The sequence below is a fragment of the Alienimonas chondri genome, from assembly GCF_013036045.1.
In the GTDB taxonomy this organism is placed as follows: Bacteria; Planctomycetota; Planctomycetia; order Planctomycetales; family Planctomycetaceae; genus Alienimonas; species Alienimonas chondri.
Genome location: NZ_WTPX01000014.1, coordinates 17,488 through 31,177, shown reverse-complemented (window position 1 = coordinate 31,177; position 13,690 = coordinate 17,488). Strand labels below are relative to the sequence as shown.

At 68.4% G+C, this 13,690-nt stretch carries 8 protein-coding genes; 6 read left to right on the top strand and 2 right to left on the bottom strand.

The genetic code is table 11. The features are described 5' to 3' along the window. Positions 1–26: 26 nt before the first annotated feature. Complete coding sequence (locus LzC2_RS03690; protein WP_171183888.1) at positions 27–4,238, bottom strand: amidohydrolase family protein; 4,212 nt, start codon at positions 4,236–4,238, stop codon at positions 27–29. 845 nt (positions 4,239–5,083) lie between these two features. Between LzC2_RS03690 and rho the strand changes: the two genes are divergently transcribed. After that, a complete protein-coding gene (gene rho / locus LzC2_RS03685; RefSeq protein WP_171183886.1) occupies positions 5,084–6,913 on the top strand; it encodes a transcription termination factor Rho in 1,830 nt (609 codons plus the stop codon). Positions 6,914–6,951: 38 nt separating this feature from the next. On the opposite strand, the gene LzC2_RS03680 is transcribed toward rho, so the two are convergent. Then, entirely contained in the window at positions 6,952–8,787 is a 1,836-nt protein-coding gene (locus tag LzC2_RS03680) for an Hsp70 family protein (protein WP_171183884.1), read from the bottom strand. Positions 8,788–8,883: 96 nt separating this feature from the next. Here LzC2_RS03680 and LzC2_RS03675 point away from each other — a divergent pair, with 96 nt between their 5' ends. The 5 genes from LzC2_RS03675 (at position 8,884) to LzC2_RS03655 (ending at position 13,550) form a co-directional block, all read left to right on the top strand. After that, positions 8,884–9,282 carry a hypothetical protein gene (locus tag LzC2_RS03675; RefSeq protein ID WP_171183882.1) on the top strand — a complete coding sequence of 133 codons (399 nt, stop codon included), beginning with the start codon at positions 8,884–8,886 and terminating at the stop codon, positions 9,280–9,282. An 8-nt stretch (positions 9,283–9,290) separates the two neighbouring features. Beyond that, on the top strand, positions 9,291–10,274 hold the full coding sequence (locus LzC2_RS03670) for a hypothetical protein (RefSeq protein WP_171183880.1): 984 nt from the start codon (positions 9,291–9,293) through the stop codon (positions 10,272–10,274). A 155-nt stretch (positions 10,275–10,429) separates the two neighbouring features. Further along, positions 10,430–11,743, top strand: coding sequence for a diphosphate--fructose-6-phosphate 1-phosphotransferase (locus tag LzC2_RS03665; protein ID WP_171183878.1), 1,314 nt, complete (start codon positions 10,430–10,432; stop codon positions 11,741–11,743). Between the two features lie 262 nt (positions 11,744–12,005). Then, the gene (locus tag LzC2_RS03660) at positions 12,006–12,524 is read left to right on the top strand and encodes a PDDEXK family nuclease (protein WP_171183875.1); all 519 of its coding nucleotides are present in this window, start codon (positions 12,006–12,008) and stop codon (positions 12,522–12,524) included. A gap of 129 nt (positions 12,525–12,653) precedes the next feature. Next, complete coding sequence (locus tag LzC2_RS03655; protein WP_171183873.1) at positions 12,654–13,550, top strand: HAD family hydrolase; 897 nt, start codon at positions 12,654–12,656, stop codon at positions 13,548–13,550. Positions 13,551–13,690: the final 140 nt, after the last annotated feature.

The following is a 13,690-nucleotide window of genomic DNA, read 5'->3' as shown; positions in this document are numbered from 1 at the left end:
GGCGGAAGCGCCCGCGGGGGCGGGGGCTACCGCATCGCCGGGCTGGCCTCCGGGGTCCGCAGGCGTTGGAGGTACCGGTCGTAGAACCGCGTCTGGCGGCTCTCCGGGGCGTGCGGAATGCCGTCGACGAACACCGCTTTGATGTCCGAGGTGATTTGCAGCGGCGAACCGTCCGCGATCACCAGGCTCGCCCGTTTGCCGGGGGAGAGCGTGCCCGCCCGATCGGCGACGCCGAGGATCGCCGCGGCGTCCGCGGTGATCGCCCGCAGCGCGGCTTGCTCCGGCAATCCGTAGGCGACGGCTTGGGCCGCTTCGAAGGGGACGTTCCGGCTGTTGCTGGCCTCGTCCGAGTGGAGGCAGAACGTCACGCCCGCCTCGTACAGACGGCCCGGGTTGGCGTAGGGGGCGTCGTACGGATCGTGGTCTTCCGTCGGTCGCCGCATCACCGGGCCGATGATCACCGGCACGTCCTTCTCCGCGAGGACATCCGCCAGCTTCCAAGCGTCCGCGGCGCCGGTGATGATCGGCTTGAGACCGAACTTCTCCGCAAACGCGAGGCTTTGGGCGATCTGCCGGGTGGTGTTCGCCTCGAAGAAGACGGGCTTCTCGCCGCTGAGGTAGGGAGCGAGCGCCTCGAACCGCGGGTCCGGCACCGGGCCGATCGCGTTTTCGTCGCCCTCGGCGGCCTTCACCGCGGAGAGATACCGTTTCCCTTCCTCCAGAAACTCGGTGAGCTGTTCGATCTGCTCCTTGAGGCGGTCGTCGCTCTCGGAACTGTCGCCGTCGAAGGGGTTGTAGCTGCGTTCCTGCGGCCAGTTGATCTGCAGGCCGGCTTCCAGTTCCAGCACCATGTCCGGGGCCGTCCAGCCGGACAGTTTGACGGCGCTCGCCTGCCCGGCGATCAAACCGCCGACGGGGCGAATCAGGGCATGCGTGACGCCGCCGGCGCGGGCGACGGGGATCAACTCTGAGTCGCGGTTCAGCGCGATGCCCGCCCGCAGGTCCGGTTGGAGGTCGCCGCTTTCCCGGTAGTCCTGCGTCTCGGAGACCTTGCCGATCTCCGTCAGGCCCAGTTCGGTGCCGGAGTCGAACAGGCCGGGGGTAATCGTCAGGCCGCGGACGTTCAGCAAGGGCACGTCGTCCGGCACGTCGATGGACCCGACGGCGCCGACTGCTTCGATCATCCCGTCTCGCACGACGATCACGCCGTTCTCGATCACGCCTTCCTCGCCGAGTGAATCGTCGCAAGTGTGCAGCGTCGCCCCGGCCAGGGCGAACGTGCCGCCGCGGGCCGGCTCCAGATCGAGCGTCAGATTACGTAGAGCCTGTTCCGGGAACGTCCAGGACGGCGGGGTCTTGGTTCGTTCCTGAGCTTCGTCCGAGAGGGCGGTAACGGCCCGCGAGCGGTCGAACAGGATCTCGCCGTCCACGATCGTCGTTTCGACCCGCGTGAAGGTGTTGAGCGGGTGGGCGTTGTAGATCGCGAGATCGGCGTCTTTGCCGAGTTCAATGCTGCCTAAGCGATCCTCGACGCCCAGCTCGCGGGCGGCGTTGAGCGTGACGAACGCGATCACCTCGTCCGGGCTGACGTGCCCGTACTTCACCGGCTTGGCGGCCTCGAAGTAGAGGTGGCGGATGAGTTCCCAGTCGTCGCTTTTGATAACCGTATTGACGCCCGCTTCATTGAGGATCGCGGCGTTGTACGGCGTGGCGTCGTACGCCTCGACCTTGTAGGCCCACCAGTCGGCGAAGGTGGAGCAGCTCGCTCCGTGGGCGGCGATCTCCGGAGCAATTTTGTAGCCCTCCAGCACGTGCTGCAGGCTGGCGACGCGGGTGTCGAAGCTCTCCGCGACCCGCATCAGCATCAGGATTTCGTCCGCCCGGTAGCAGTGCGAGTGGATGAACTTCTCGCCGCCGATGATGTCCGCCAGCGCTTCGAGCCGCAGGTCGCGACGGGGCGGCAGCAGCGTGTCTTTCTTTGACGGATCGTCCGCGATCGCTTCGCGGTAGGCAGCCTGCCGGCGGGCGTAGTCGGCCGCTTCGCTGAAGGCTCGCATCAGCGTCGCCTCCACGCCGAGCCGGGTGTTCGGGAAGGCGGTCTTGGAGTCCTTCACGTTCTCGCCCAGGGCGAACTTCACGCCCTGCAAGGCGCCGTCGAACTTGTGCTCCTCGGCGGTCGAGCCGTACCGCAGCTTGACGACGGCGTCCTGTCCGCCGACGACGTTGGCGCTGCCGTGGAACAGCCGGGCGGTCGTCACGCCGCCGGCGAGGGCGCGGTATTCGCTGTCGTCGTCGGTGTCGATCACGTCGGCGATCCGCACTTCCGGGGTGAGGGACCGCGTCGCCTCGTTGATCCCCTCGGTGATCATGATGTGCGAGTGAGTGTCGATGATGCCCGGCATCAAATAGCGGCCGGTCGCGTCGATCACCGTTTCGTTCGGCCGGGGTTTCAGGTCCGGGCCGATCTCCGTGAACTTGCCGGCTGTGATCCGCACGCTGGTCGCCGGCAGCGTTTCGCCCGTCCCGGTCAGGACGGTTCCGCCGACGATCAGTACGTTGCCGCCGGTCTCGCGGCGGGCGGCGAGGCGATCCGCCCGCGTCTCGGTCGGCACGTCGCCGGTTCCCGGGGCGGGGATCGGCTTGGGGGCGGGCAGGGCTTTCCGCTTGGCCTTCGCGGGGTCGATCGGGTCGGATTTCTCGTTGAACTCGTACCGTTCGCGGTCGATCAGGACGTACCGCACCTTTGCGTCGCCGTCCGTGAACGGGCCGGTGAGGGCGATGACGTGCGCCTGACGACCGGCCTCCAAAGCCCCGAGCCGGCGGCCCTGACCCAGCAGCTCCGCCGCATCCGCGGTCAACGCGGCGAGCGCGGCGTCTTCCGGCAGCCCGGCCTGAATCGCCAGTCGGAGATTCTCCAGCAGTTCACTCGGCTTCTTCAATCCGCGGGAGGACAGCCCGAACCGCTTTCCGGCACGGTGCAGGGCGGCGGGCGTCGCGACCGCCTCCTGCCAGCGAGCCAACCGTGCCCGATAGGCCCGCAGCGGTTCGGGATGACGCACGTCCGCGGGGTCCGTCTCCTCCTCAGCGTCATCCGGGGCGTCGTCCGGTTTAGCTTCGTCGTCCGGCTCGTCGCCCTCGTCGGCCGATGCGTCGTCCTCGCCTGATGCGTCGTTCGACTCCTCGTCCGACTTTTCCGCGTCCCCTTTCTTGAACCCCTCGCGCTTCGGTTTCGCGCCGAAATCGAGGCTCAGCACGATCGCCTCCGGAGCGTTCTCGGCACGATTCGCGGCCGCCGGGTTCCAGAGGGACGCCGCGTCCCGGAGGCGGGGGCCGGCGGCGAGGGCGGGCGTGAGGTCGTACTCCGCGGCGAAGTTCACGGCTCGGCGGGCGTCGTCGGCGCTGCTGACCTCGAACAGCGTCGGGATCTCGCCGGCGAGGATCGCCGCGAGGGCGTCCAGCGTCGGATCGGTGGGCGGACGCGGCACGCCGGGAGCGCCGTCGTCCCACAGTTTCTGATGCAAGGTGTGCCGCTGGGCATCCTCGAACGCCTGGCGGATATGGGCGAACGTACCCATCAGCGTGTTCGGATACTCCCGGCCGGAGAGCCGCGAGAGATCCATCGCGGCGAACAACCCCTCGGCGGAAAGCGTCTCCCGCAGCGGCGCGTTCGCGGTGGTGACCAGCGCCGTCCGTCCCCCCGCGATCCGTCCGCGGGGCACGAGATGCACCGCGGTGAAGCCGGCTTCCCGCAGGGACTTCATCGTCTTGTCGCCCTCCTCAAGACCCTCCTGGGCGGGGAACTCCGGCGTGAGGCCGCGGCGATTGTCGGCCCGCGTCGCGGCGAGGACGTAACGGCTCTGGTTGACCTTGCGGCCGTCGACCGGATCGGGAATCCGGCTGTCGTCCAGCGGTCGGTCGGTCGCCGCGTCGAGAAACCCGGCGTAGAGGTACAGGCCGGTGCAATCGATCTCTTCCGCATCCGCGGGGACCGTCACTTCGTCCGTCGGGCCGGCGGCGACGATCAGGCCGTCGCGGGCGACGACCGTACCGATGAACGGCTCCGCGTCCGGCGAGGTTCGCACCGTCCCGCCGACCAACGCATAGGCCGAAGCGGCCAAGCCCGCGGGGCGTTCCTGAGCCACGGCGGATCGGAGCGGCGTCGCCGCGAACAGCCCCGCGGCAAGCGCCAGGAGCAATGGGACGGCCCGTGAGGGGCGGGGGGAAGCGACGCTCGGCATCGGACGGATTCGGGGCACGGGGGCGGTTCGAGTGCGACTGCGGGCGAGCCGGCGGGAAGCAACCTACCGGCGGCCCGTCGGCTCTCGCCACGCCGCGAGCGGTGTCCTCCGACATCGGCGACGCGACGGGCCGGCGACGGGAAGGGGGATCATGCGGGCGATGGCCCGTGGAATCGTCGCAGCCCGCACGGCGGGGCGGGACTGCGATTGACATGGCAGCGGGGATGGCTAGGATTCCCGCAGGTCGGGCCTCGGGGCCGTCGGACGGTTCCCGTTTCTCCCGATCGCTGCCCCGGGTTCCTCCCGTCGGCCTCTTTCCGCCCTGACCGGGTCGGTTCTTTTCGCGTCTCGTCGATCACGACGTCCGCGGCGGCATCGATCCGTCACGTCTCGCAGGACGCAGTTCGTCCTCATTGGAGACGCGTTTTCGTCAGGTTCCGCGGGTGGTCGGCCGGGCTTTCCCTTCCGAGCGTCGCGTCTCGCGATTCTCCTCGCTGCAGGGATAGCGCGAGCGGGTTCGGGGCGAACGTTCTGCATCTGCATCCGGCTTGCGCCGCGTTTGTTTCTGGCGAACTTCGCCGGGGCATCGGCACGGTCGGTTGCCCTCGCCCCTGTCCCGGGGCAGCGTGCGTCGCGACGCTCTCCGTCGCTGCGGACTCGGCGGTCCCGGGGAACGGGAGATCCGCTCTGTTTGCCGCCGTCATCACCCGGGCCGTACGGCCTGTGACGCCTCTCTCGCTTTCTGTCGGCCGTTCGGGCCAGCTTGCGGTCGCGTCCCCATCTCGATCGGGGTCGGTCGCGTCTGATTTCGTTTACTTGTTGATCGTGTGAGGAACTTCGGCCCTATGCCGTCCGCCACCGCTGCCGTCTCCGAGGAGACGGACACCACCGCCGAACTCGACGCCCCCGCGGCCCGCCGCGGCGCCGCCCGCCGCCGGTCCCGCTCCGTCAAGAAAACGGAGACCGACACGGAATCGACCGATTCCGCCGAGGCCTCCGAAGACGGGTTCGGATCCGGGCTGGCCGAGGAGCCTGAGAAGAAGCCCGCCCGTCGCAAGACGACGCGCCGCAAGACCGCGAAGGCCGCGGACGAAGAGGCCGAAGCGTCCGACGGCGAGGAAGACGCCGGCAAGAAAACGCCGACCCGCCGCCGCTCTTCGACCGCAAAAAGCGGGGCGAAGAAGTCGACCGCGAAGAAGGCCGCTCCCAAGCGCAGCCGAGCGAAGAAGGCGGAGCCGAAGGAGGAGGAGATCGATCTCTCCGAATTCGACTTCGGCAACGAAGACGACGCCCCCCGCGTGCCGATCAACCCGGCTGCCGCCGCGGTCGTGAAGCCGAAGCGGTCGGTGACGAGCGGCGACGACTTCGGCGTGCGTCTGCCGCCCTCGGTCGCTAAATCGCTGGCGGTCGAAAAGCTGGCGGAGACGCTCGATTCGAACCGCGGCGGACAGAACGCCGGGGGAAAGAAGTCTCGTCGCGGTCGTCGCGGCAAGAAGGGCGGCGGAGAGAACGCCCAGGCCGCTCCGGCCCCCCGCGGCGGCGGGAAGCCCGCCCCGCAAAAGGGCAGCGGCGAACCGGTGACGGGCGTGCTCGAAATGCACCCCAAGGGCTACGGATTCCTGCGGGAAGCCAGCAATAACTACGTCGCGCAAGAGTCCGATCCGTTCGTCTCCGGCGCCCTCGTCGACCGTTTCCGGTTGCGGGAAGGCGTGACGCTCGACGGCGAGATCGGCCCCGGCAATCGGGGGCAGGGGCCGCGTTTGAAGCTCATCACCTCCGTCGACGGCGTGCCCCCGGAGGAATACGACGACGTCCCGAAGTTCGACACGCTCACCCCGGTGAACCCCACCGAGCAAATCATCCTGGAGAACGGCCAGCACACCGTCTCCACCCGGGTGATGGATCTGCTCACCCCGCTGGGCAAAGGTCAGCGGGCGTTGATCGTCGCTCCGCCGCGCAGCGGGAAAACCGTGTTGCTGCGGGAGATGGCCGACAGCATCTCCGAGAATCACCCGGAGGTGCACCTGATCGTCCTGCTGATCGACGAGCGGCCGGAAGAAGTCACGGAGATGCAGCGGACGGTGAGGGGCGAAGTCGTCGCCAGCAGCCTGGACCACGACGTCGAGAGCCACATTCGCGTCTCGCAACTCGTTATCGAGCGGGCCAAGCGGATGGCGGAAGAGGGCAAGGACGTGGTCGTCCTGCTGGACTCCATCACCCGGCTGGCTCGGGCGTTCAACAAGTGGACGAACAGCGGCCGCGTCACCCAGGGCGGCATCGACATCAAGGCGCTGGACATCCCCAAGAAGCTGTTCGGCACCGCCCGGAAGTTCGAGGAGGGCGGCAGCGTCACGGTCGTCGGCACCGTGCTGGTCGAGACCGGCAGCCGCGGCGACGACGTGATTTTCCAAGAGTTCAAGGGGACCGGCAACATGGAGTTGGTTCTGTCCCGCTCCCTGGCCGACCGGCGGATCTTCCCGGCGATCGACATTCCGCAGTCCTCCACCCGTCGTGAGGAACTGTTGCTCGATCGGGAGACGCACGAGAGCGTCAACCGGCTCCGTCGCAGCCTGATCTCCCTGCCGAGCACGCAGGCGATGGAGGACCTGTCGCGGACGCTCCAGAAATTCGAGACGAACCAGGAGTTCCTGGAACGCGTGCTGCAGGTGATGTGAACGTTTCAGCAACGCCGAGGCTCCGCGGAGCCTCGGCGTCAGGTGCGTTTCCCGGCAGGCCGCTTGCGACGCTGCTTCTTCACCTCCGGGGCGACGATGTCCCAGAACTCCGACTCGCCTTCATCCGCCTCTTTGCCGGTCCGGCTGGGGGCGGGCGGCGGCGGTTGAGAACCGATGGTCGTCGGCTTCTCCGCGAGCGATTCCGAGATCTCCTCGCTCTTTGATCCGGGACTCGACGGCTTCGGCGACGCGGCTGCGGGTTTCGCTTTGGAGCGTTGGACGTCCGGCGGCACGATCTTCGCCTCGGCCCGGACGCCGCCGGTTTGTTCGACGGCGGTCGTGTGCACCAGCCCGCTGGCGTCCAGCGAGAGGGTCACCGCGATCGGAGCGTTCTCAGGGAGCCCCTCCGGCAGCGGGGCGACGACACAGTCGCCCAATTCCGTCGGGGGCGCCTCCGGCGTGGGGCCGGCCTGCACGACTCGCAATCGCACCCGCTGCTGGCCCGGCCGCACCGTGCCGTAGACCTGCGTCGCGGAGGCCGGGATCGCGCTGTTCGGCGGGATGAGGTAGTGGGGAACGTGGGCGTTGGTTTTCGCCTGACGGACCAGGATGCCCAGCCCCCGGCCGGTTCGCTGGGTGGGGACGGCTTTCGAGAGCTTGTCCTGCCACTCGCCGTCGTCCGCCCGATCGCCGAGCAGGTTCTTCGCGAATGCCTCGTCTTGCGCCAGTAGCCCCGCGTACAGGCAGGCGCCGTGCGCGACCGATTGATCCGGCGAGAGTTCCGTGCTGGGGGTCGTGCCCGCCAACCGCTTCAGCATCGCCCGCACGGCGGGGATGCGGGTCGATCCGCCGGTCAGCAGGACCGCGTCGATCTCGCCCCAGCCCTTGGTGTGCTCGCGAATGAGGGCCGTCACCTGCTCCTCGGCCCGCTTGACGAGATGGGCGGTGAGGGCGTTCAGTTGGTCGCGTTCGACCTTATAACTTTTGCGGCGCCCGGCGTGGACGATGTTGATCTGCGTCGCTTCGCGGACGGACAGCGAGCGCTTTACGTCCTCCGCTTCGTTCATCAGCGCCTGTTCGGAATCCACGTCGTCGCGGGGATCGGCGAGGATGTCGAGGTCCGCGTTCTCCCGGGCGAACTGGCCCGCGAGGGCGTCCGCGATCGCGGCGGTGAAGTCCACGCCGCCCAACTTCGGGTCCCCGCCCGCGGCCCGCACTTTCACTCCGTTCGCTCCGTATTCGACGACGGCTAAGTCCAGGGTGCCGCCGCCGAGGTCGAACACCAGCACGGTGGTTTCGTCGGCGAGTTCGGTAAACCACAGCCCGCCCTCCTCGGCGTTCGGGCCGGCGAGGATGTGATCGAGGGCTGCCGCGACGGGTTCGTCGATCAGCGTGACCCGCTTCAGCCCCGCGGACTTCGCCGCGACGACGGTGCGGCGGCGCTCGGCGTCGCCGAACTGCACCGGGACCGTGACGACCGCCTCGTCCAACTCGCCGAACCGCGCGCGGGCCGAGCGCAGCAGTTCACGGAGGATCAGGGCGCTGACCTCCGTGGGCGTGACCTTGCGGTCGCCGATCTCCCAACGTTTCCCCGGCTCGGAGAGGAACCGCTTCGCCTGTTGGACGACGCGACCCCCGTCGCTGACGGCCCGGCGGGCGGCTTCGGTGCCGACGACGACCTTCCCGCCGGGTTCGAACAGCACGACGGACGGCGTCGCCAGTTCGCCGGCCGCGTTCGGTACGCTGACCGGGTTTCCGTGCTTATCCAGCACCGCCAGCGAACTGAACGTCGTCCCCAGGTCGATGCCCACGCGACGAACCCGTTTCCCCGCTTTCGACTCTGACGGGATGTCGGGAGATCCGGCAGCGGGCATGGGGGCGGGGCGAAGCGAGATCGGAGTGAACGCGACGGGGCGCCGGCGTCATCTGGTATCCTAAAGCGGTTCCGATCCGACCGCCGCCGTTCCCGCATGCCGCCCGAGACGACCGCTGAACTGAGCGCCGACCCCATCGCTCCCGCAGACGGTGCCGCGAAGTTCGGTCAGGCCGAGTTGAAGGCGATCTTCCTGAGTTGGGAGCGGCTGCGAATCGTGTTCAACCTGGTCCTCGCCGGACTGTGCAGTCCGCTGGCGCTGTTGTGCGGGCCGGAGACCTACGCCGCACCGGCGTTCTGGGGGAACGTCTTCGCGGGGGTTCTGCTGGTCAACGTCCTGTTCTTCGCCGGGCCGGCGGTCGAGAGTTACCTCGACTGGCTCGGTCTGCGGCACCGGGCGATTCGCTGGGGGCTGTTCCTGCTGGGATTGCTGCCGACGATGGCCTACGCGGCGCTCTCGGTGCTGGTCTTCCCCACTCAAATCGGCCCGCTCTGAGGATCATCGTGCCCGCCCTGCTATTTATCGCCTGCCTGACCCAACTCCCGGGGAATGAACTAGAACCGCTGCCGACGGCGCTGGCGAAGGTTGTGCCGGGCGTGCGGTTCGACGACGTCCCGCTGCGGCGGGCGGTGAACCGGGTGGCGGACGCGAACGGGGCGGCGGTCATGTTCGTGCGCGGCGTCGACCCGACGACGCCGGTGTCGCTGGACGAGGCCGACCTCACGGCCGCGGAAGCGTTGGCCGACGTGGTCGGGCAGGGAAACGCCGCGGCGGTGGCGCTGGGTGGGGCAGTGTACGTCGCTCCGCCGGCGGTATGCGCGAATGCGTTGAAGATCGCCGCGGAGCGACGCGAGGAACTCGGGCCGACCCGCGGCGTGCGGAGGGAACCGCGCGAGCGCGCGCTCGCGGAGCAGAACGTCGTTTGGGGCGACCTGACGCCGCCGCGGGCGATTCTGGACGACGTCGCCGCTCAGTTCGGCCTCGCCGTCGAGAACGCGGACGCCGTGCCGCACGACCTCTGGCCCGCGGGGCGTCTGCCGGCCGCCGACGCCCCCGCCGCGCTCGCCGCGATTCTCGCCCCGTTCAACCTGACCTTCGTCTGGTCCGACGACCGCACCGGTGTGACGATCGAACCCCTCGCGGACGGCTTCTCGCCCGATCCGGCCCCCCCGCTGACCGCCTTCGCGGCCCGTCTTCCCGGCGACGGGGCAGCGATGGGCGAGGGCGGGGGCGTGCCGCTGGATCGGCGGACGTTCACCCTCGCCGTGGAGGGGGCGAGCGTGCGGCGAATCATGGAAGCCGTGAACGGCGTGCGATTCGAATACGACCCGCGTGCGCTCGGCGGGGAGGAGGGCGGCCTGGAGACGCGCGTCTCGATCGACGTGACGGACGCCGACGCCGACACGTTCTTCACCGCGCTGTTCGAACCTGCCGGGATCGCGTTCCGTTGGGAGGGCACGACCGTGACGCTGGAGCCGGCCTCGTAGGGTCCGCTGTGCGGACCGTTCGGAACGACCGCGGCATGTCGCGAGAGCGGTCCGCGGAGCGGACCCTATGCCGATCCGTGGAGCGATCGCTCGTCGCACGGTAGCATCGGGTTTCGTTCGCCCGTCCGTCGTTGTCGCTCCCGTCTGCTTCGCCTATGCCTGCTCGGAATCTGATCGTCGCCCAGTCCGGCGGCCCGTCCGCCGTGATCAACAACACCGTTCGCGGCGTGGTCGAAACGGCCCGTCACCTGGACGACATCGGCACGGTCTACGCCGGTCATCACGGCATCGAAGGGGTCCTGAAAGAGGAGCTGATCGACCTGACCGCTCAGTGCCCGGAAGAAATCTCGCTGCTGGGCACCACCCCCGCCGCCGGGGCGATCGGCACCTGCCGCTATAAATTGAAGGACTGGCAGAACGAAGATTTCGACCGCGTGATGGAAATCTTCAAGGCGCACGACATCGGTTACTTCGTGTACATCGGCGGCAACGACTCGATGGACACCGCCAACAAGGTGGCGAACCTCGCTCGGGAGCGGGGGCTCGACGTTTGCGGGCTGGGCGGACCGAAGACGATCGACAACGACGTCGGCGACAGCGAATTCCAACTGATCGACCACACGCCCGGCTACGGCAGCACGGCGCGGTATTGGTCGAACTACATTCAGCAGGTCAACGAGGAGAACATGGGCTCCTCTCCGGCGGACCCGGTGGTGGTCTGTCAGGCGATGGGCCGGAAGATCGGCTACATCCCCGCCGCCGCCCGGCTGGCGGACCCGAATCGCGAGATGCCGCTGCTGATCTATCTGGCCGAGCGCAAGGTCACGATCGAGCAGATCCACGAGCAGATCGCCGCGACCTGCAAGGAGCACGGCCGGGCGATCGTGGTGGTCTCCGAGGGACTGAACATCGAAGGGCTGGAGATCCCGGAGGAGTTCATCGTGCGGGACAGCTTCGGGCACCCGACGTTCAGCAGTTCCAAGATCACCGTCGCCCAGATGCTGACGAACGCGCTGAACGACAAGGGACTGCCGGTGAAGGGGAATGCCCGCTGCAACGTGCCCGGCACCGATCAGCGGCACAGCATCTTCCACGCCAGCACGGTGGACCTCGCGGAGAGCTACCGGGCCGGCGAGAAAGCCGCCCTGCTGGCCGCCGCCGGCGAGCACGGTTACATGAGCACGATTCTGCGCACCGATCGCGAGAACTACAGCGTTCGCTACGACAAAGCCCCGCTGAGCGAGGTCGCCAACAGCGAGCGGCATTTCCCGTCCGAGTGGATCAGCGAAGACGGCACGGACGTGACGGACGAGTTTCTGAAGTACGTTCGCCCGCTGATCGGCGACGGCAATCCGAGCGTGCCGATGATCGACGGCCGCATCCGCTTCGCCAAGCTGGCCCGCAAGTTCGCGGACCAGAAGCTCGACGCCTACGTCCCCCAAGCAGACCGCCAGTCCTCCCCGTCCTGACGGAGCGCCCCTGATGGCCACCCGCTCGTCGGCTCCGCCGACGTACGCCCTCCCGCCGATCGCCGCGCCGGCCTCATCGTCCGGCGGAGGCGGATCGAGCGGAGCGGGGCGGGGACTTACGGAGGGAGACCGGGCGAGCGTGGCGGGATTTCGTTTGGAACTGGCGCGGAGCGGACGCCCGACGAGAGCAGAGTTGCTGCGCGGCTGCGTGCGATTGAACGAGGTGACGCCGTCCGACCGGAGGACCGCACTCACGGGGGCGATGAAGTCGTGGGCACGCCAGTACGAGGTCGAGACGCCGGGCATCGTGCGGGCGACGGACGTCCGAATCACCCTGTCGTCCCGGGATGAACTGTTCGCCGACGTCGCTCTATACGCCCCGGCCGACGGCCGCTGTGCGGAGGTCGCCGATCGCCTGACCGGTCCTCGGCTCCAAGGACCGCCGACCGTCGTGATCGGCGTGGCGGAGACCGACCGGGGACGCGATCTGTCGGATCGGATCGACGCGCTCCGCGAGGGCGGGGTGACGGAGTTCGTGCTCGCCGGCGCCCGCGGCGGGCTGCAATGGTTCCGTTTGGACGACGATCCGCTGCGGCCCGGTCGCGGCGGGGGTTATCTGAAAAGCGCCGCGCTGCCGGGGTTGTGGTTGCCGGAGGCGGTGCTGGCGCCGGACCCGTCGAAGGTGGATGTCGTCGCCGCCGTGCGGGCCGGGTGCGGCACGCTGGACCACGCTCTGTTCGTCAACGGCCTGTGCAACGGAACGGGGCGAAAGGCCCGATGAGGGGCGTTCGTTCGCTGGTTCGCTCGGTACGAAACTGGATGCCGGGGACGATCCCGGGTAGACCGGGCGACTTCACGCCCGCCGCCGCCCGCACCCGCCCGTCCAGGGCTATGACAGGTACGCCGTTCGATGTCTGATAACCCGCTCGACACGCAGTTCACCGCTCGCACCAAAGACTTTCTGGTCGGCATCGACTCCGACGGCTGCGCGTTCGACACGATGGAACTGAAGCACAAGGAATGCTTCATCCCGAACATCATCAAGTCGTTCGGTCTGCAGGCGTGCAGTAAGTACGGCCGTGAGTGCGCGGAATTCGTGAATCTCTACAGCAAGGAACGCGGCATCAACCGCTTCCCGGCGCTGCTGAGCGTGCTCGATCTGCTGGCGGAGCGCCCCGAAGTCCGCCGTCGGGAGGTCGAGCTGCCGGCGTTGAAGGGGCTGCGCGAGTGGGTCGCCCGGGAAACGCGGCTGGGAAACCCGACGTTGATCGAGGAACTCGACCGCAACCCGGATGAGGATCTCAAGCAGTGCCTCGTCTGGAGCGAACAGGTCAACCGGGACATCGACGACATGGTCCACGGCGTCAGCCCGTACCCGATGGTCCGGGAGAGCCTGCAAAAGCTGCATTCGGTCGCAGATATGATCGTCTGCAGCGCCACCCCCAACGACGCCCTCGCGAAGGAGTGGGGGGAACACGACATCGCCAAGTTCGTGCAGGCGATCTGCGGCCAAGAGGCCGGCGGCAAGAAGGAGACGCTCGGCCAGGCTGCCGGCTACGGCTATGAGAAGGGCAAGGTGTTGATGATGGGCGACGCCCCCGGCGACCTGAAAGCCGCCCGTCATGTGGGTGCGCTGTTCTACCCGATCAACCCGGGCCACGAGGAAGAGAGCTGGGAACGCTTCTACGGCGAGGGCTGCGATCGATTCCTCGGCGGCACCTATGCCGGCGAATACGAGGCGGAACTGATCGCGGAGTTCCAGGCCTATCTCCCCGAGGAGCCGACCTGGCCGCGCGTGGGCAAGTAACCGCGGCGTAGAACGCCTCGCCGATCGAACCCGCACGGTCCGCGGACGTTGCTTCCCCCGAAGCGGCGGTCGCGGACCGTCGCATGCAGTGACGGCCGGTCGCCGGTATCCTCCCCGGACGACTTCGCCGTTTCATGATT